Genomic DNA, 20,705 nt, shown 5'->3' with positions numbered 1-20,705 from the left:
ATCATGAATAATCCAGTAATTGTAGATTGTATCCGCACACCAATGGGTCGCTCTAAAAGTGGCGTATTCAAACATAAACGTGCTGAAGACTTAAGCGCACATTTAATGAAAGGCTTACTTGATCGCAACCCAGCAGTTGATCCAGCATCAATTGACGATATTTATTGGGGTTGTGTACAACAAACATTAGAGCAAGGCTTTAACGTAGCACGTAACGCAGCATTACTTGCCGGTATCCCACACAGCGTACCTGCTGTAACGGTTAACCGTTTATGTGGCTCGTCAATGCAAGCATTGCATGACGCTGCACGCGCAATAATGACCGGCGCTGGCGACACTTACCTAATTGGTGGTGTTGAGCACATGGGTCACGTACCTATGACTCACGGCAACGACTTTCACCCAGGCTTAGCAACAACGATTGCACAAGCATCGGGCTCAATGGGTTTAACAGCAGAATACCTTGCAACGCTTCATGGCATTAGCCGTGAGCAACAAGATGAATTTGCTTACCGTTCACATCAACGTGCACAAGCGGCAACTGTTGAAGGCCGTTTTCGTCGCGAAATTTTAGCAATGGAAGGTCACGCAGCAGATGGTTCGCTTATATTAGTTGAAGACGACGAAGTAATTCGCCCAGAAACAACAGTAGAAGGCCTATCAAAACTTCGCCCTGTATTTAATCCTGCATCGGGTACGGTAACAGCCGGTACGTCTTCTGCACTTTCTGACGGCGCATCTGCAATGTTAGTAATGAGCGAAGAAAAAGCTAAAGAACTTGGCTTACCAATTCGTGCGCGTATTAAAGCAATGGCAGTCGCTGGTTGCGATCCATCAATTATGGGTTACGGCCCAGTACCAGCAAGTAAAAAAGCACTTGCTCAAGCCGGTATTACAATTGATGACCTAGGCGTAGTAGAACTTAACGAAGCCTTTGCAGCACAATCATTACCTGTAATGAAAGATTTAGGGTTAATGGATGTTGTTGACGAAAAAGTGAATTTAAATGGCGGCGCAATCGCACTTGGTCACCCTCTGGGTTGTTCGGGTTCGCGTATTAGCACATCGCTTATTCACTTAATGGAAGACAAAAATGTACGATACGGTTTAGCAACTATGTGTATTGGTTTAGGCCAAGGCATTGCCACTGTATTTGAACGTGTTCAAGACTAATTAGTTTTAAACATGTAAAACCATCTTGGTGATTAAAAAGGCGGACTGATTTTATTCAGTTCGCCTTTTTTATTAGCTTTAATTAAGTGAAAACGACCCTTTATCAAACAAGCATGTAACAGCGTAATTATGTGATCGGGCGTATTATTAAATAAAGTCTTTTGCAGCAATAAAGTTTCAAATAATATGGGCATATTAAGATAAGTAAAATAGTTAAATTACACTTAAAATTGCGTTAAACTCCCAAACTTATTAATTGCTATACCTAAGCACTCGCGTACACAGCAATCACTTTAATTAAACAGGTCAATTTATTATGAGCTTTGATAACCCCGATCACCAATTAGATGCCATAGGCCTTCGCTGTCCAGAGCCAGTAATGATGGTACGCGCTGCTATTCGTAAAATGAGTGATGGTGAAACGTTATTAATAACTGCTGATGACCCATCAACAACTCGCGACATTCCGAGCTTTTGTACGTTTATGGATCACACGCTGGTGGCTAAAGATGCAGAAGAAGCACCTTATAGGTATGTGGTGAAGAAAGGGCTTTAAGTTATATTTAACTATTCTCAAGTTGTATTTTTAAACAATCCTTAGTCTTTTTAAATATTTCTGTATCTAAAATATGTTCTTTATTTTCCTTATCAATATGAATTGCGCTGACGTCAATACCCATATCAGTATCACGGGGCATATTGTGAATCATTTTTATATGACGGCTTAGAAGATCTAAGTTACCTTTTATTTCATTATTTTTTATATGCGAAAAATAATAACTATATTCACTTAGTATCAGTAAGCGGTCTCTAGTTAAGTTAAATAGGTAGGATATTTCTCGCTCCCATTTATTCATTTGAATACCATATTTTTTAGTATTGTCATCGTCAATATTAAAATTTATTTTATAATTACAGTAATATTTTCTTGCATCAACTTGCAGTTTAACTAACTCTTCTAAAGCGTCTATATTCGCTAAAGCTTTATATAACTTTTCTCTAAAAAGCTTATTATCATAATCTTTTTTCCATTTTGGAATTGAGTAAAATGCATAAAGGGCAGCACAACCGCCTGCTATACTCCCTAAACTTGCTAAGAAGTTTAAAACATTATTCATAATATTACCTAAGCTATACTCATTAAGTAGCAACCAAATCAAAATAATTAAGAATATTAGCAATGCTATTGATAAACCAGCGGTTTCAATTAGTAATAGCTTGCTATATCTATTCACTGTTTTGTTATTACTATTCTTCATTCAACGTCCTTGTCGCAAATCTATAAGCTCACTCGGGCAGCTAAAAACTGACGACTTTTAGCTTAGCTATTTTTTAGTTATCGTCACTTTCGGCTCATCATAGTCACTGTAATCAATGCTTACTATGTAGGTGCCTTTTATCGCTGGCGTGTAGCTAAAGTAGTTATAAATAGTATTACAGTCTGCAATAGCTGGCTGGCCGAGTGTTAGTTTTTGCCCTGCTGGTTGTGCGTCGCTGTAACCACAGTTGTAACCTTCACTAAAATCGGCATCGGCTATTTTAAATTCGTACACTTTACCAGGCGTCGAAAATTTCACTTCTGCTTGATAAAGCGCAGGGCCAACTGGTGCAAACTGATACTGGGGTTCTGCATCCCACAGTGTAAAGTCGCCACGTAAGTAAATTGTGCGGTCAAGCTCTTGCTGTGGTAATACATCGTTAATCGAAATTTGGCTTGTACAGGCAGTAAGTAAACCAGCAATTGCTAAGGTTAAAATTCGTTTCATAGAAATCATCAATGGGGTTTCCTTTGCATACAGTGAAAACTAAAAAGCCAGCAAAACGCTGGCTTTTAAAATTGCTAATCGGTGTTATTTTTGTAAAACAGAAATATCTGCAATACCTAAAAACAATCCGCTTAACTGGCTTAGCAGCGCAAGACGATTTTGCTTAACAGCTTCATCGTCGGCCATAACCATTACGTTGTCAAAAAAGTTATCAACACTTTCGCGAATACCTGCCAATTGGCTTAATGCTTCTTGGTAGTTTCCATCTGCGTAAAGTGGTGCAAGGTCAGTGGCAAATTTTGCTACTTGTGATGCTAATACTTTTTCAGCGTCGTCGCTTAATAAGCTCTCATCAACACTACCTTGGCTGGTAATGTCGTTTTTAGCCAGAATATTACCTACACGCTTATTAGCTGCTGCAAGCGCTTCTGCTGCGTCTAATGTACGGAAGTGGCTCACAGCTTTAACACGGCGATCAAAATCAACAGGTTTAGTCGGACGACGTGCAAGCACTGCTTGAATTACGTCTACTTCAATACCTTCGTCTTGATACCAAGCACGGAAGCGCCCTAGCATAAATTCAAATACATCAGCTGATACATTTAAGTTAGTTAACTTGTCGCCAAACAATGTTTGCGATTTAGCTACTAGGTCTAAAATATCAAGTGGTAGTTCTTTTTCTACCATAATGCGAAGTGCACCAATAGCAGCACGACGAAGAGCAAATGGGTCTTTGTCACCTTTAGGTGCTTGGCCTATACCAAAAATACCCACCAGCGTGTCAAACTTATCAGCAATCGCTACTGCGCAGCTAATTAAATTTGTAGGTAAGTTGTCGCCTGCAAAGCGTGGCATGTACTGCTCGTTTTGCGCTATGGCTACATCCTCGGCTTCACCGTCATGGCGAGCGTAATGCATTCCCATTACACCTTGCACGTCGGTAAATTCCATTACCATTTCAGTCATTAAGTCTGTTTTACTTAATAGACCAGCGCGCTCTGCTAGTACTTTATCAGCACCTAATTGCTCAGCAATATAACCTGCAAGCTCACTAATACGCGCAGACTTATCTTTAAGCGTACCAAGTTGCTTTTGGAACAATACGCTATCAAGCGATTCTAGTCGGCTTTCTAGAGTTTTCTTTTTATCTGTTTCAAAGAAAAACTGTGCATCAGCTAAACGTGGGCGTACTACTTTTTCGTTACCAGAAATAACGACGCTTGGATCTTTACTTTCGATGTTAGATACAAACAAAAACTTATTTAAAAGTTTGCCGTTTTGATCTAATAACGGGAAATATTTTTGATCGTCTTTCATGGTGTAAATTAACGCTTCGGCTGGTACATCTAAAAATGCTTCTTCAAATGTTGCCGTTAAAGTAACTGGCCACTCTACAAGTGATGTTACTTCTTCTAGTAAATCTTCATCCATTGCAACAACAGCGTTAACTGCTTTTGCAGCCTCTTCTATTTGCGTACGAATTTGTGCTTTACGCTGTTCGTAATCGGCAATAACGTAAGCCGATTTAAGTACGTCAAAAACGTCGTCTGCATGGTTAATACTAATTTTTTCTGGGTGATGAAAACGATGACCTTGAAGCTGGTTAGTTATTTTCTTACCAAGGATCTCGCCTTCAAGTAGCTCATCACCAAATAAAATAGTGACTGTATGCACAGGACGAATAAATTGTGTTTTATTCGCGCCCCAACGCATTGGCTTAGGAATTGGTAATTTAGCTAACGCTTTAGTAATTGCACCTGTCATTAGCGATTTGGTTTCTTGCCCTGCTACTTTAGCAATGTGCAATAACCATGCGCCTTTATCAGTCTCAAGTGTTTGTGCATCTTTTACTTCAATACCACAACCACGTGCCCAACCCATTGCTGCTTTTGTTGGATTACCGTCACCGTCAAATGCGGCTTTAGTAGCTGGACCACGTTTTTCAACTTCTTTGTCTTGTTGCTTAGCTTCAAGCGCTTTTACTTGTAAACCTAAACGACGAGGCGATGCATACCAGCTTACGCCTTGGTGTGCTAACTCTAATGTTTCTAGCTCTGCAGTTAAGTTTGCAGCAAACGCTTCTGCTAATTTACGCAGTGCTTTTGGTGGTAACTCTTCTGTGCCAATTTCTACTAATAAATTTTGTGCTGACATACTTACTTATCCTTACACAGCGGGAAACCAAGCGCTTCGCGTTTGTCATAGTAACTTTGTGCACACGCTTTTGATAACGCACGAACGCGTAAAATATAACGTTGACGTTCGGTTACCGAAATTGCGTGGCGTGCGTCTAGTAAGTTAAATGCGTGCGATGCTTTCATTACTTGCTCGTAAGCCGGTAGTGGTAAGTTTGCTTCAATTAACTTTTGGCTCTCTGCTTCACATTTATCGAACTGAGCAAATAAGTCTTCTACGTTTGCGTGTTCAAAATTGTAAGTAGACTGCTCTACTTCATTTTGATGGAACACGTCGCCGTAGGTTACGCGCCCTAGTGGACCGTCTGCCCATACTAAGTCGTAAATACTATCTACGCCTTGAATGTACATTGCTAAACGCTCTAGGCCGTAAGTGATCTCACCCGTTACTGGTGAACACTCAATACCACCAACTTGTTGGAAGTAGGTAAACTGCGTTACTTCCATGCCGTTTAACCAAATTTCCCAACCTAGGCCCCACGCACCTAACGTAGGTGATTCCCAGTTGTCTTCTACAAAGCGAACTTCGTGAGTTAGTGTATCGATACCCATAGCCGCTAAAGAGCCTAAATAAAGCTCTTGGATGTTATCTGGCGATGGCTTTAAAACCACCTGAAATTGGTAGTAGTGTTGTAAGCGATTTGGATTTTCACCGTAGCGACCATCGGTAGGACGACGACACGGTTGCACGTATGCACTCGCCATTGGCTCTGGACCAATAGACTTTAAAAAAGTTTGCGGGTGAAATGTCCCTGCGCCCACTTCCATATCAAGTGGTTGAATAATGACACAGCCTTGCTGCGCCCAATAATCCTGTAAAGCCAGGATCAAACCTTGAAAGGTTTTTACGTCATATTTTTGCATATTTGGCTTTTTACTATCTAAGAAGTAGCGTGAAAATTACCCTTAGTATACCGTGTGTACACTCAGGTTTTAAGCAGTTTGTGTAATTGAAGAAAATAAAAAAGGAGCCATTAGGCTCCTTTTTCTATGTAAGCAATATTTTTTACACGTCTAAGTTAACTACACGTAGTGCGTTCTTTTCAATAAACTCACGACGAGGCTCTACTTGGTCACCCATTAAGGTCGCAAATAATTGATCCGCGCCAACAGCATCTTCGATCGTTACTTGTAACATACGGCGAGCACTAGGATCCATTGTGGTCTCCCAAAGCTGGCTTGGGTTCATTTCGCCCAGTCCTTTATAGCGTTGAATATAGATCCCGCGCTTCGATTCTGTGATCAACCATTCCAAAGCATCCACAAAGTTATCAACAGGTTTTGTTTTCTCACCACGTTGAATATATGCACCTTCGCTAAGGATGTTTGCGATGTTAGTACCAGTCACAGCAATGCGTTGGTAGTCACGTGACGCAATAAAGTCATAATGAAGTACGTGTGCTTTATCTACACCGTGCTGACGAATATTCACAACCGGGTAATACATATTACGCTCAGCATCATGCTCTGTACCAGCATGGAAAATAGTCGCATCTTCATCACGTGCAATCAGGTCGTCAACCAACACTTTAGTCCAAGCAATTACTTTAGCTTCATCTGAAAGGTCATCAGTTTTCAATTCTGTTTGATAAATTAAGCGTTCCATTACCGTGTTAGGGTATTTACGCTTTAAACGCTCAATTACTTTAACTGTGTTTTGATAATCGTGAACTATTGACTCTAGTGCCTCACCTTCAAGAGCTGGTGCATCTGTACTTGCATACAACGCTGCACCATTAAGAGCAAGCGATGTTAGGTATTCAACTAATGCAGGGTCATCTTTAATATAACGCTCCTGCTTACCTTTTTTCACTTTATAAAGTGGTGGTTGAGCAATGTAAATATAGCCGCGTTCTACAATTTCAGGCATTTGGCGATAGAAGAATGTTAATAGTAACGTACGAATGTGAGAACCATCCACGTCCGCATCGGTCATGATGATGATACGGTGGTAACGTAATTTCTCAGGGTTATATTCGTCACGACCAATACCACACCCTAATGCAGTAATTAGTGTTGCTACTTCTTGCGAAGATAACATTTTATCAAAACGTGCTTTTTCTACGTTTAAGATTTTACCTTTAAGCGGAAGAATAGCTTGGTTTTTACGGTTACGCCCCTGCTTGGCTGATCCGCCAGCAGAGTCCCCTTCCACTATATATAGTTCAGATTGGGCAGGATCTTTTTCTTGGCAATCAGCTAGCTTACCAGGTAAGCCTGCTAAGTCCATTGCACCTTTACGACGTGTCATTTCACGGGCTTTACGCGCCGCTTCACGAGCACGTGAGGCATCAATAATCTTACCTACAACAATTTTGGCATCAGTTGGGTTTTCTAATAAAAACTCAGTGAATTTTTCAGCCATTGCTTGTTCAACTGCAGACTTAACTTCACTTGAAACAAGCTTGTCTTTAGTTTGCGATGAGAACTTAGGATCCGGAACTTTAACACTAACAACAGCCGTTAAGCCTTCACGGGCATCATCACCGGTAGCATTGCTGGTTGTTTTAGCTTTTTTGTTAAAGCCTTCTTTTTCCATGTAGTTATTAAGTGTACGTGTTAGCGCTGATCTAAAACCGGCTAAGTGAGTACCACCATCACGTTGTGGAATATTATTTGTGAAACAGTAAATATTTTCTTGGTATGCATCATTCCACTGCATTGATACTTCAACGCTAATACCATCTTCTTCACGTTCGTGAGTAAAATGGAATACACCTTTATGTATAGGTGTTTTATTACGGTTTAAGTATTCAACGAAAGCTTGAATACCGCCTTCGTATTTAAAGTGGTCAGATTTATTTTCTTCACGTTCATCATTTAAAATGATGCTCACACCTGAATTTAGGAATGAAAGCTCGCGTAAACGCTTAGCTAAAATTTCGTAATGAAAATCTAAGTTTGTAAATGTTTCACCACTTGGCCAAAAACGCAGTTCTGTACCAGTCGTGTCCGATTCACCAATAACAGCTAAAGGTGCATCTGGAACACCCATAGTGTAAAACTGCTCATGAAGTTTACCTTCACGGCGAACTGTAAGTTTTAGTTTTTCTGAAAGTGCATTTACAACAGAAACACCAACACCGTGCAAGCCACCTGATACTTTATAAGAGTTATCATCAAACTTACCACCGGCATGAAGTACCGTCATAATAACTTCGGCTGCTGATACGCCTTCTTCTTCATGAATAGAAGTTGGGATACCACGACCGTTATCTCGTACTGAGACAGAACCATCTAAGTGAATCGTTACATAAATATCATCACAATGACCTGCTAAGGCTTCATCGATCGAGTTATCAACGACCTCAAACACCATGTGGTGTAAGCCTGTGCCATCATCGGTGTCCCCAATATACATTCCAGGACGCTTTCTTACTGCGTCTAATCCTTTAAGTACTTTAATACTCGACGAGTCATAATTCTCAGACATGGTTAATCCCACTTATCTTGTTATTAGGTTGCCATGTTTCACGTGGAACATTTGTAGTTCTCGTTGCATGGGTTCCACCACAGCAGAAATACTTTCAGACAAAATTGAAGAGATAAAAATTTGAGAACTACAGTGAGCAAGTAATTGACCCACTTTCTCTTTTGTATCTTCGCCTAACTCTGAAGGTAGATCATCTATTAGCAATATAGATTGCTTATCTGTCTCTGACTCAATTAAGCTATTTTGCGTAACTTTTAACGCATACAATAGTAACTTTAATTGACCGCGTGAGAACGTATTCTCTACACTGTTGCCAGCGACACTAAAACTAAAATCAGCCTTATGAGGGCCTTTACTTGTAAACCCTTGGCGAGCATCTCGCTCAAAGTTTTGCTCTAACGCATCTGCAAGAGATTCGGTCTCTTTCCAACCTGCGTTAAAGGTCATTTCTAAATCACGTACAAGCGTTAATTCTGCACACATTTTATCAAAAAATTGCTGCTTAAACCTACTTATATACGCCAATCTTAATTTATTTATTTCTTCAGCCAGTCTAACAAATTCTTTGTCCCAAAACTTAATTTGGTCAAAATAATTCTTGGGCTTAGTTTTTAACAATGCATTACGTTGTTTAAGTACTTTATTGAACGATTGCCATAAAAAAAAGAACTCATGTTCCACGTGGAACAAACCTAAATCTAAAAACTTTCTGCGCTCTTTAGGCCCACCAAAAAATAAAGAATAGCTCTCTGGTGTAATAATTTGCACTGGCATGAGTTGAGCTAGTTCGGATATTTTACGGCTCGCCTTACCTTGAATTTTTAAATTGGTTTCACCCGTTTGGGTTTTACTAATACCAATTGGAATAGATAAGTCGTGTATTGTTTTGCGCCCGTGAATTACAAACTGCTCTTGCTGATGCGCAATAATACTTTTGTGTTTTGGAGTGCGAAAAGATTTGCCGTGAGAAAGGTAATAGATAGCCTCTAAAAGGCTGGTTTTTCCGCTGCCATTTTCACCATATATTATATTAACGCCGTTAACTGGTTCTAGCGTCAGCGCCTCAATATTACGAAAATATTTGAGGCTCAAATGACTTAAGCTCATTATGTATTTATAGTCTTATAAACGCATAGGCATAACAACGTACATTGCTTCTTCATCGCCTGCACCTTCAATTAATGCACTGCTGTTTGAGTCGGCTAATGTAAATAGTACGTCTTCTGTTTTTAATGTGTTAAGTACGTCTAATACGTAAGACACGTTAAACCCTATTTCTAGGTCTGCGCCTTCGTAACTTACTTCAACAACTTCTTCAGCTTGTTCTTGCTCTGGGTTATTGGCCGTAATTTTTAATAAACCATTTGATAAGTTTAAGCGTACGCCACGAAACTTTTCATTAGATAAAATAGACACACGTTGAAACGCATTACGTAACCATTCTCGGTTAGCTGTAATTACTTTGTCGCCACCACGTGGTAATACACGACGGTAATCAGGAAAGCGTCCATCAACTAGTTTACTTGTAAATGTAAACTCAAGATCGATAATACGAATATGGTTGGCACCAAACTGAATTGTTACCAATTCGTCATCTGCTACCATAAGGCGCATAATTTCTTGCACACCTTTGCGAGGTATAATTAATTGGCGTTGAGTATTAAGCGATTGCGTTAATTGCTTTTGCGCTATAGCTAAACGGTGACCATCTGTTGCTACTGTTTTTATATCGGTATTATCTACTTCAAACGACATACCATTTAAGTAATAACGTACGTCTTGATTTGCCATTGAAAAATGCGTGCTTTCGAGTAACTTACGTAACTCTAAACGAGTAAGTTGAAATTCAACTTCTCCGTCCCACTCTTCTAAATTAGGAAAATCATCAGCCGATAAAGTCGTTAATGAAAAACGGCTTTTACCACTGGTCAAAAGTAATTGATGCTCTTGCAAGCTTAAAGTAATGTCCGAACCGTCTGGTAGACTTTTACAAATATCGAGTAACTTTTTAGCGGGTAACGTTAGTTTTGTATCGGCAATATCATCACCTACAAATACGCCAGAAACTAATTCAATTTCAAGGTCAGTACCCGTCATTGAAAGTTGTCCGTTTTCTACCACTAACAAAACGTTAGATAAAATTGGCAACGTGTGTTTGCGCTCTATTGCGCCAGACACTTGCACCAATGGCTTTAAAAATTGTTGTCTTGATATTGTTATTTGCATAATAAAGTCAGCCCTAAGATGACAATGTTCTTATTAAGTTTTGGTAATCTTCTTTAATTTCGTGGCTTTCGTCACGTAGTGATTTTATCTTACGACATGCATGTAATACGGTCGTATGATCGCGTCCACCAAATGCGTCACCAATCTCAGGTAAGCTGTGATTAGTTAATTCTTTAGATAATGCCATAGCTACTTGGCGCGGCCTCGCTATAGAGCGGCTGCGGCGCTTAGATAACAGATCTGATATACGAATTCGATAGTACTCAGCAACGGTGCGCTGAATATTGTCTATGGTAACCAGTTTATCTTGCAAGGCAAGTAAATCGCGTAGCGCTTCTTTTACAAAATCAATAGAAATTGGACGACCCGTAAAGTTAGCATTAGCAATTACACGGTTAAGTGCACCTTCTAATTCACGTACGTTCGAACGTAATTTTTTGGCAATAAAAAAGGCAACTTCGTGTGGTAAGTTAATCTTACTTTGCTGGGCTTTTTTCATCAAAATAGCAACGCGCGTTTCAAGCTCTGGTGGCTCTATCGCAATTGTTAATCCCCAACCAAAACGTGATTTAAGCCTATCTTCAACGCCTTCAATCTCTTTAGGGTAACGGTCAGAGGTTAAAATAATTTGTTGGTTACCTTCGAGCAATGCATTAAAGGTATGAAAAAATTCTTCTTGTGAACGCTCTTTGTTAGCAAAAAATTGAATATCATCAATCATTAATGCATCAACACTGCGGTAATAACGCTTAAATTCTTCTATCGCATTATTTTGAAGTGCCTTTACCATGTCTTGAACAAAGCGTTCTGAATGCATGTAAACAATTTTAGCATCTGGCTTATTTGCCATAATGCCATTACCTACCGCATGTAATAAGTGAGTTTTACCTAAACCTGTGCCACCGTATATAAATACAGGGTTAAAAGCAGAGCCAGGATTGTCGGCAACCTGTGTGGCCGCAGCTTTTGCTAATTGGTTTGATTTACCTTCAACAAAGCTATCAAAAGTATAGTTTTCTTTAATGTTAGATTTGTAACCTGACTTAGGTGCAGGTTCAACAACTGGCTTTTGCTCGCGAGGCTGTTGTTTTGCTGAAGCGTGTGCACTTGGTGCCGATTGAGTTTCTATAACCGGTGCAGCTTGTGCATTTAATAAAGGTTTACTACCTACATCAAAACGTAGTTTTGGGGCTTCAACACCACAAATTTCTACTAGTAATTCGTTAATTCTATTTAGGTACTTTTCTCTCACCCAATCAAGCACAAAGCGATTAGGTGCATAAATCGTCAAGGTATCTTCGGTACTTTCTGCTTGTAGCGGTCTTACCCACATACTGAATTGCTGCGAAGGCAGCTCATCTTGCAATACATATAAACAACTTTGCCAAACCGACAGATACACAGTTAAACTCCCAGAGATATAATTTTTATTCCCGCACATCATTAATGATTATAAATCATACATTTATTGCGTTCAAATGGTCCAATAAGCGACCCAAGACCGCGTATTATGAAGGCACTTTATCCACAAGTAAAAGATTGATTTTTGTAAAATTGTTGATATCGATGTATAAAATCATTAACAAACTGATTTAAAACAGTTTTTATTTTAGATCCTGAGAGGAGATCATAACAAAATAACACCAAGATCGCGAACCAAATTTACGATCCAATTTACTTTTCCCCCGCTTTTATTCACTTTTTATACAGGGGCTGTGGAAAACTTCTTATTTATGATGATCCTAACCGATCGCCTTATATGATCTCTTATATAGTAGTAGGTGGGTTATATACCCTTAACGTAATTATGATTGACTTTACATTACTTACTCTATAATATCTCGCGCTCGCAATGGCACCTATGCCAGGATCGCGACCTGTATAGGATGTTTTAACTTTAACCGATCGGATGAGATTGTTATGAAAAGAACTTTTCAACCTAGCGTTTTAAAACGCAAACGTGCACACGGCTTCCGTGCTCGCATGGCAACTGTAAATGGCCGTAAAGTATTAGCACGTCGCCGCGCTAAAGGCCGCAAAGTTCTTTCTGCTTAATTTATAAGTGGAAGACTTTAGCTTTGGCAGGGAGTTACGTCTGTTAACTCCCTCGCATTACTCTCGCATATTTAATGAACCCGCTCGGGCTGCAACTCCTTTCTTTACTCTATTAGCTAAACCAAATGACCAAGATAAACCTCGGTTAGGTCTTACTGTTGCTAAAAAACGTGTAAAAAAGGCATGCCAACGAAACCGTATTAAACGTCTTGCTCGCGAAAGTTTTCGTTTAAATCAACACAGCATCGATAATATTGATATTGTGCTTATGGTTAAAAATGGTATTGATGAACAGTCTAATGAAGAAATAACCAAACAACTTACTAAATTATGGCGAAAAATTAACGAACGCTGTAAACCAGGTGCACCTAAACCGCCACCTTTTAAGAAACGCCCAAACAAATCAGCTAAATCTAATAAACAAACCTAATTGCAATAGAATTGCAGGGTTAATTAATGTATCTTTAGCTCACCTTTTAATCATGCATTTAAATTTTCTAATTGAGTCTTTAAATACATGATATCTATCTCACTAAACTTAAGTAGGGGCATAAACATCATGAGGTTACTTAAACCACTTGTTGCTTTACCGAGGTTTTGTTTAGTGTTATTTATCCGCGGTTATCAAAAGTGGATTAGCCCGCTGTTAGGTCCGCATTGTCGTTTTAATCCAAGCTGCTCACATTATGCAATTCAAGCAATTAATTTGCATGGATTTATAAAAGGTAGTTGGTTAGCTTTAAAACGCATATTAAAATGCCATCCTTTACATTCAGGTGGAGAAGACCCCGTCCCTGAAAAATTAACCCATATTAACCACCAACACGAGAAATAAGAGCTGTTATGGAATCGCAACGCACGTTTTTATTAATTGGCCTAATGCTAGTGTCGTTTTTATTGTTCCAAGAATGGGATAATGATTACAACAAGCCTAAAGTCGATCCAAGTGCCACAACACAAACACTACAAGCAAATTCACCAGAGTCGGATGATTATATCCCTTCATCGTCAGATTCAGGTTTACCCGCTTCAGCAACTTTAGCTAAACGTTCTGTAATTAATATCACTACTGACGTTTTTAAAGTTAAAATTGACACCAAAGGCGGTGATATTGTTGAAGCAGATCTTCTTCAGTATGAAGATACCAAAGGTAGCGACACACCTTATATGCTTCTTGGTGAGCTTATTGAAGGTAGACAATACTTTTCACAAAGTGGCTTAATTGGCTTAAATGGCCCTGATGCATCAGCTAATGGTCGCCCTACTTATAGTACCGAACAAAAAACATATACCTTAACGGGTGATGAGCTTCGCGTTCCACTTCAGTTTACTGATAGTAATGGTGTTAACTTTACTAAGACGTACGTATTCAAAAAAGGTCAATATGATGTTGGTTTAGAATACAAAGTTAACAATACAACAAGCACACCACTTCAAGTACAGCTATACACGCAAATTAAGCGTACCGTACAAGAAAAAGGCAGCATGGTTGATCAAAACTATTTAGGTGCTGCATACGGTACTGATGAAGAACCTTACGAAAAGTATAGTTTTTCAGATATGGCTGACAAAAACCTAAATAAAAGTACACAAGGTGGTTATGTTGCCTTTATTCAGCATTACTTTGTAAGTGCTTGGGTTCCAATGCAAGATCAATCAAATACAATTTATAGCTTAATTACAAAAAGTAATGCCGCTATTATTGGTGCTAAAGACCCTGCTGTAAATATTCAAGCTGGTAGTGAGCAAATACTAACTGCTACTTATTATATGGGCCCGAAAGAGTCAGATATTCTTGAAGCTATTCACCCAGACCTAGACCTAACTGTAGATTACGGTTGGTTATGGTTTATTTCGCAACCTTTATTTGTATTGCTAAAATGGCTACACAGCATTTTAGGTAACTGGGGTGTAGCAATTATTGCCATCACTATTATCGTAAAATCGTTAATGTACCCACTTACTAAAGCGCAATACACTTCAATGGCAAAAATGCGTGCCCTACAGCCTAAAATGGCAGCCCTTAAAGAAAAGTTTGGTGATGACCGTCAAAAGTTCGGCCAAGCAACAATGGAAATGTACAAAAAAGAAAAAGTTAACCCAATGGGTGGCTGTTTCCCTATTTTGCTACAAATGCCAATTTTCTTAGCCTTGTTCTACGTATTCTTAGAGTCTACTGAACTTCGCCATGCTGAATTCATTTTTTGGTTAACTGACCTTTCTGCACAAGACCCGTACTACGTACTACCAATATTATTTGGTGCGAGTATGTTTGTGACGCAAAAGCTACAACCTATGACGGTTACTGATCCAATGCAGCAAAAAATGATGACCTTTATGCCGGTTATCTTCTCTGTATTCTTCTTATGGTTCCCATCTGGTTTAGTTCTTTACTGGTTAGTGTCTAACCTTATTTCTATTGTCCAGATGTTAATCATCTACCGTGGCATGGAAAAGAAAGGAATTAAAGTAAGAGGCTAACTAAGCTCCTACTTATATAAAGGCGACTTCGGTCGCCTTTTTTATTGCCTGTTTTTCACCACAGCTATTCGCTACAAATAAATCGATAGGTTACAATACGGGCATAAAGTTACTCATCGTTGGCAAATTAATAGCATGATCAATCAAGATACAATTGCAGCACAAGCAACAGCACCTGGACGTGGTGGTGTTGGTATTATTCGCGTTTCAGGTAGCCTTGCTAAAAGTGTCGCTGAAAAAGTAGTAGGTAAAATACCTAAAGTTCGCTACGCCGATTATGTGCCATTTAAAAGCCTTGCTGGCGAGCAACTTGATCAAGGTATTGCCATTTACTTTGCAGGTCCTAACTCATTTACTGGTGAAGACGTACTTGAATTACAAGGCCACGGCGGTCCTGTAGTACTGGATATGTTACTTAAAGAAATTAGTAAAATAGAGGGCGTTCGTTTAGCAAAGCCTGGTGAGTTCTCAGAGCGCGCATTTATGAATGACAAGCTTGATTTAACACAAGCAGAAGCCATCGCCGACTTAATTAATGCTACCAGCGAGCAAGCCGCTAAAAGCGCCCTACAGTCTCTCCAAGGTGAATTTTCTAAACACATAGAAACACTCGTAGAAAAAGTAATTCACTTACGTATGTATGTAGAAGCGGCAATAGATTTTCCTGATGAAGAAATTGATTTTTTATCCGATGGTAAAGTGTCAGGAGACTTAGACGCGATTATTACTCAGCTTAACACTGTAACCAACCAAGCGAAGCAAGGCAGCATCATGCGCGAAGGTATGCGTGTTGTTATTGCAGGTCGCCCTAATGCGGGTAAATCAAGCCTGCTTAACGCCCTAGCCGGTCGTGAAGCCGCAATCGTAACAGAAATAGCCGGTACCACTCGCGACGTACTAAGAGAGCATATACATATAGATGGTATGCCACTGCATATTATAGATACAGCAGGCCTACGCGAAAGCCCAGACAGAGTAGAACAAATAGGTATTGAGCGTGCATGGGATGAAATAAACCAAGCCGACCGCGTTTTATTTATGCTTGATGGCACTGATACTATAGATACTGACCCGCACAAAATTTGGCCTGAATTTATGGCAAAATTACCAGAAGGTATGGGGGTTACGGTCATCAGAAATAAAGCTGATTTATCGGGCGACATAGTCGGAATGGAGCAAGAGCAACAATACCCGGTAATCAGCTTAAGTGCTAAAAATGCTGACGGTATTGAACTTGTTCGCGAGCATTTAAAAGCGTGTATAGGTTTTCAAGGCGCAACAGAAGGTGGCTTTATGGCGCGCCGTCGTCATTTAGATGCACTAGAAAGTGCTGCGTATCATTTAGAAACGGGTAAAACACAATTAGAAATGCACATTGCTGGTGAAATACTCGCTGAAGAACTGCGTTTAACACAACAGCATTTAAATGAAATTACAGGTGAATTTACCTCAGACGACCTACTTGGCAAAATATTTAGCTCGTTTTGTATTGGTAAATAAACACCCTATTACAGATATATTTTTATTATAAGAGCACTTAGGTGCTCTTTTTTTATGTAAAATATTCAGCTGTAAAATATATATTTATACACCTGATGCCTGCAAATTACTGCCAATAAAATCATATCCAAAACTACCTTTGTTACGTGCTAAGAGAGGTCAGATTATATAGAGTAGGCAATACTGAGAGTGCTTATTGGGGGAATTAATAGCACAAATTACACCTATTATTAAGACTAAAACCAATGCCTTTTCAAACAACCGCGCGCTTTAATAGCGTTATATGTCATACAAAAAGTAGTTATAAATGGCTTCCTTATACTTACTTTAGCTCACAAAAATGCACTAAAACACACCTCATACACGCAAAAGATGATGCTATTCGCTCAATTAAAGAGCTAAAAAACACTGATTAGTACTCTAAAAAGCTTACTTTTGACAACATATAATTTGATGATCACTGTGATTTTTAAATAAAATAACTCAACTGCTAAGTATTCAAAACTTTTGATCTGCTTACTCCACCAGCAAAATTAATAAAAATAGCAGCTCTAAATTCGCATAAAATTAAAAATACCGAGATCACTTATCCACAATACCTAATTTTCAGCTCAAATAAATACCAAAACTAGGTAAATCAGCTGCAAAAACCTCATGATCAATTGTAATTTATCTATTTATGAACTTATTTTTAATTAATTTCATTAGATCTGCTTTATTAGATCATTTTTAAAAATTATTTTCGATCTAAATTTAAGGTTATCAACAGGCTTTATATCCACATTATGATCAACATGTATTTTTAATTGAGATATTTACAATTTAATTCCTTACTGACAAGTAATATCAATAACTTAGCGAATATAAAACAACCTAAAAAAACAGTTTAAGCAGAGCTTTCCCCACTGTTATCAACAACTTGATCAGAAGATTACATTTAAAGATAATTTGTTAAACACTATATTATCAACAACTTAAAGACACAATTTTGAATGAGTGTAAAATTACCGCAAAAATAGTTATACAAAAAAGCACTCTTAACTTTACTGTTACCCTCACTCAGTTATCATAGGCGGCAATTAAAACCAATGTGATCACTAATATTCATGAGTTCAGTAAATCTTATTGTCGGCAGCCAAATGGGATCAGCCGAGTATGTTGCAGAGCAATTAAGCGACGCGCTTAATAACCTTGGTATTACTACGCAACTACATGATCAACCTGAATTTAGCGATATTGATCAGCAAAATACCATTTGGTTAATCTGCACATCAACTTATGGTGCAGGTGATTACCCTGAAAATCTTATTAGTTTTGTTGAAGATGTAACTCAAGCAGATGATTTATCTGAATTAAAATATTCAGTAATCGCTTTAGGCGACACTAGTTATGACACTTATAACCTAGCAGGACGTAATATAGATGCCTTATTAACTCAAAAAGGCGCTATAAAAGTAGCAGAACGTTTAGAGCTTAATATTCTCGATGAAGCACTACCAGAAGACACTGCATTAACATGGTTAGACTCTTGGATAGCTCAAACAGGCATAAAATAGATAGATCAAGTAAAAAGTTATATATAAAGTTACCCACAATTTACTAATAATTTAATAGGTTTTGTGGATAAAGATTGAATAAACTGCGTTTTAAAGCATGCTTATCCATTGGATAAGATCCAACTGATTCAACCCTGTGTATAAAGTGCCTTTTTGATCAGAGCTTATTTGCTGGATGATCCGATCATATTAACACCTTTAGATCTGATCTAATTTCATGTTTTAAATGAAGATCTAAACCTTATCAACAGAAAAGTCGATCAGTAGTAGTAATAGTAATAAAAGATCTCTTTAAAAGATCCTTTATATTATTAGAGATCACATACTTAGATCTTGCCCTTTGTTTAATCATTTATCTTCTGCCAATTTCTAGGTAGAATACGCTCCCTTTTGAAGTTTACCGGTTTGATTTAAGTAGGATCCCATTAATGATTTTTCACGAAAATTTTGACGTTATCGTAGTAGGTGGTGGACATGCTGGCACTGAAGCCGCATTAGCAGCTGCCCGTATGGGGATGAATACCCTGCTACTGACTCACAATATGGATACCCTTGGTCAAATGTCTTGCAACCCAGCAATTGGTGGGATTGGCAAAGGTCATTTGGTAAAAGAGATCGACGCTCTTGGTGGTGCAATGGCACAGGCCATTGATAAAGGCGGGATCCAATTTCGTACACTAAATTCTTCAAAAGGACCTGCTGTTCGTGCTACTCGAGCACAAGCAGATCGCGCTTTGTACAAAGCGGCTATTCAAACAACATTACAAAACCAAGATAACCTTAAGATTTTTCAACAATCATGTGATGATCTTATTGTTGAAAACGATCGTGTTACTGGCGTAGTAACTCAAATGGGTTTACGTTTTAGTGCACCAAGTGTTGTTTTAACCGTGGGTACTTTTTTAGGCGGCTTAATTCATATTGGTTTAGAAAATTATAAAGGCGGTCGTGCAGGCGATCCTCCTTCAATCGCTTTAGCTGATCGCTTACGTGAACATCCATTTAGAGTTGATCGTTTAAAAACAGGTACACCTCCACGTATTGATGCACGTACTGTTGATTTTACAAAAATGGAAGCACAGCCAGGTGATACACCAACTCCTGTGTTTTCATTTATGGGTAAACAATCAGATCACCCACAACAGATACCGTGTTACATAACTTACACAAACGAAAAAACACATGATGTTATTCGTAAAAACTTACATCGCTCACCTATGTACTCAGGTGTTATTGAAGGTATTGGTCCACGATACTGCCCTTCAATTGAAGATAAAATTGTTCGTTTTGCAGATAAAGATAAACATCAAATATTTGTTGAGCCTGAAGGTTTAACATCATACGAATTATACCCAAATGGTATTTCGACTAGTTTACCGTTTGATGTACAACTTGAAATTGTGCAATCGATTACAGGTTTTGAAAATGCACATATTTGTCGACCTGGTTACGCAATTGAATATGATTACTTTGATCCACGTGATTTAAAACAATCTTTAGAAACTAAATTTATTGAAGGTTTATTTTTTGCGGGTCAAATTAACGGTACTACCGGCTATGAAGAAGCGGGTGCACAAGGCTTAATTGCAGGGATGAATGCTGCACTAAAAGTACAAGGCAAAGATTCTTGGACACCACGTCGTGATGAAGCTTACGTTGGTGTATTAATCGACGACTTAGCAACACTGGGTACAAAAGAACCATACCGCATGTTTACCAGTCGTGCCGAATACCGTTTATTACTTCGTGAAGATAATGCTGATATTCGTTTAACTGAAAAAGGCCGTGAACTAGGTTTAGTTAATGACGAACGCTGGCAGGCATTTAACGAAAAAATGGAAGTAATCGAAAAAGAGAAGCAACGCATTAAAGATACGTGGATTCATAAAGATCACGCCGTTGTAGAACAAGTAAATGCATTACTGAAAACACCGCTTACACGTGAAGCAAGTTTAGAAGAATTACTTCGTCGCCCAGAGATTCGTTATAACGATCTTATGGCTATAGAAGGATTAGGATCTGAATTTACAAACAAAGCGGCACTTGAACAAGTTGAGATCCATACTAAGTACGCAGGTTATATTGCGCGTCAACAAGATGAGATCAACAAACAGCTTCGTCATGAGCAAACAATTTTACCAAAAGAGTTTGATTATAAAACCGTATCTGGTTTGTCAAATGAGGTAGTTGCCAAGCTTATTGAGTCGCGTCCTGACACTATTGGTCAAGCATCGCGTATTTCTGGTATCACCCCAGCGGCGATTTCGCTATTATTAGTGTATCTGAAGAAGCAAGGCTTATTACGCAAATCCGCGTAACG

17 protein-coding genes are annotated in these 20,705 nt (G+C 38.8%); 9 read left to right on the top strand and 8 right to left on the bottom strand.

Translation table 11 applies throughout. The features are described from left to right. Nucleotides 1–3 precede the first annotated feature (3 nt). Nucleotides 4–1,173, top strand: coding sequence for an acetyl-CoA C-acyltransferase FadA (fadA, locus tag I6F50_RS17150; RefSeq protein WP_007584192.1), 1,170 nt, complete (start codon nucleotides 4–6; stop codon nucleotides 1,171–1,173). A gap of 316 nt (nucleotides 1,174–1,489) precedes the next feature. Beyond that, nucleotides 1,490–1,729 carry a sulfurtransferase TusA gene (gene tusA, locus I6F50_RS17145; protein WP_007377644.1) on the top strand — a complete coding sequence of 80 codons (240 nt, stop codon included), beginning with the start codon at nucleotides 1,490–1,492 and terminating at the stop codon, nucleotides 1,727–1,729. A 7-nt stretch (nucleotides 1,730–1,736) separates the two neighbouring features. Here the strand turns inward: tusA and I6F50_RS17140 are convergent, their stop codons facing one another. From I6F50_RS17140 to dnaA, 8 genes are all read right to left on the bottom strand, one after another. Beyond that, entirely contained in the window at nucleotides 1,737–2,432 is a 696-nt protein-coding gene (locus I6F50_RS17140; RefSeq protein WP_197142508.1) for a hypothetical protein, read from the bottom strand. Between the two features lie 66 nt (nucleotides 2,433–2,498). Next, nucleotides 2,499–2,948: a hypothetical protein gene (locus I6F50_RS17135; protein ID WP_197142510.1), complete on the bottom strand. Its 450-nt coding sequence runs from the start codon at nucleotides 2,946–2,948 to the stop codon at nucleotides 2,499–2,501. 75 nt (nucleotides 2,949–3,023) lie between these two features. Then, a complete protein-coding gene (gene glyS, locus I6F50_RS17130; RefSeq protein WP_197161615.1) occupies nucleotides 3,024–5,093 on the bottom strand; it encodes a glycine--tRNA ligase subunit beta in 2,070 nt (689 codons plus the stop codon). Nucleotides 5,094–5,095: 2 nt separating this feature from the next. Then, nucleotides 5,096–5,998, bottom strand: a complete 903-nt coding sequence (gene glyQ / locus I6F50_RS17125) for a glycine--tRNA ligase subunit alpha (protein WP_007584197.1) — start codon at nucleotides 5,996–5,998, stop codon at nucleotides 5,096–5,098. 142 nt (nucleotides 5,999–6,140) lie between these two features. Next, on the bottom strand, nucleotides 6,141–8,567 hold the full coding sequence (gene gyrB, locus I6F50_RS17120) for a DNA topoisomerase (ATP-hydrolyzing) subunit B (protein ID WP_165729275.1): 2,427 nt from the start codon (nucleotides 8,565–8,567) through the stop codon (nucleotides 6,141–6,143). A gap of 12 nt (nucleotides 8,568–8,579) precedes the next feature. Further along, entirely contained in the window at nucleotides 8,580–9,674 is a 1,095-nt protein-coding gene (gene recF, locus I6F50_RS17115; protein ID WP_008138030.1) for a DNA replication/repair protein RecF, read from the bottom strand. Nucleotides 9,675–9,689: 15 nt separating this feature from the next. Next, nucleotides 9,690–10,793: a DNA polymerase III subunit beta gene (gene dnaN, locus I6F50_RS17110; RefSeq protein WP_024599960.1), complete on the bottom strand. Its 1,104-nt coding sequence runs from the start codon at nucleotides 10,791–10,793 to the stop codon at nucleotides 9,690–9,692. Nucleotides 10,794–10,806: 13 nt separating this feature from the next. Then, on the bottom strand, nucleotides 10,807–12,195 hold the full coding sequence (dnaA, locus tag I6F50_RS17105) for a chromosomal replication initiator protein DnaA (protein ID WP_010555148.1): 1,389 nt from the start codon (nucleotides 12,193–12,195) through the stop codon (nucleotides 10,807–10,809). 518 nt (nucleotides 12,196–12,713) lie between these two features. Between dnaA and rpmH the strand changes: the two genes are divergently transcribed. From rpmH to mnmG, 7 genes are all read left to right on the top strand, one after another. Next, on the top strand, nucleotides 12,714–12,848 hold the full coding sequence (rpmH, locus tag I6F50_RS17100; RefSeq protein ID WP_004335215.1) for a 50S ribosomal protein L34: 135 nt from the start codon (nucleotides 12,714–12,716) through the stop codon (nucleotides 12,846–12,848). Between the two features lie 7 nt (nucleotides 12,849–12,855). Then, nucleotides 12,856–13,278 (top strand): ribonuclease P protein component, encoded by a 423-nt coding sequence (gene rnpA, locus I6F50_RS17095; RefSeq protein WP_007377653.1) that lies wholly within the window; start codon nucleotides 12,856–12,858, stop codon nucleotides 13,276–13,278. A gap of 129 nt (nucleotides 13,279–13,407) precedes the next feature. Next, a complete protein-coding gene (yidD, locus tag I6F50_RS17090; RefSeq protein ID WP_165729274.1) occupies nucleotides 13,408–13,683 on the top strand; it encodes a membrane protein insertion efficiency factor YidD in 276 nt (91 codons plus the stop codon). Between the two features lie 8 nt (nucleotides 13,684–13,691). After that, complete coding sequence (gene yidC / locus I6F50_RS17085) at nucleotides 13,692–15,329, top strand: membrane protein insertase YidC (protein ID WP_165729273.1); 1,638 nt, start codon at nucleotides 13,692–13,694, stop codon at nucleotides 15,327–15,329. A gap of 135 nt (nucleotides 15,330–15,464) precedes the next feature. After that, nucleotides 15,465–16,829 carry a tRNA uridine-5-carboxymethylaminomethyl(34) synthesis GTPase MnmE gene (gene mnmE, locus I6F50_RS17080; RefSeq protein ID WP_165729271.1) on the top strand — a complete coding sequence of 455 codons (1,365 nt, stop codon included), beginning with the start codon at nucleotides 15,465–15,467 and terminating at the stop codon, nucleotides 16,827–16,829. A gap of 1,106 nt (nucleotides 16,830–17,935) precedes the next feature. Beyond that, the gene (gene mioC / locus I6F50_RS17075; RefSeq protein ID WP_024591277.1) at nucleotides 17,936–18,385 is read left to right on the top strand and encodes an FMN-binding protein MioC; all 450 of its coding nucleotides are present in this window, start codon (nucleotides 17,936–17,938) and stop codon (nucleotides 18,383–18,385) included. 428 nt (nucleotides 18,386–18,813) lie between these two features. Continuing rightward, the gene (gene mnmG, locus I6F50_RS17070) at nucleotides 18,814–20,703 is read left to right on the top strand and encodes a tRNA uridine-5-carboxymethylaminomethyl(34) synthesis enzyme MnmG (protein WP_010555145.1); all 1,890 of its coding nucleotides are present in this window, start codon (nucleotides 18,814–18,816) and stop codon (nucleotides 20,701–20,703) included. Nucleotides 20,704–20,705: the final 2 nt, after the last annotated feature.

Origin of the sequence: Pseudoalteromonas sp. NZS127_1 (assembly GCF_015864295.1) — a bacterium.
Classification (GTDB): Bacteria; Pseudomonadota; Gammaproteobacteria; order Enterobacterales; family Alteromonadaceae; genus Pseudoalteromonas; species Pseudoalteromonas arctica.
Note: the sequence above shows the minus strand (reverse complement) of the source record. Positions and strands in the feature narration are given on the sequence as shown.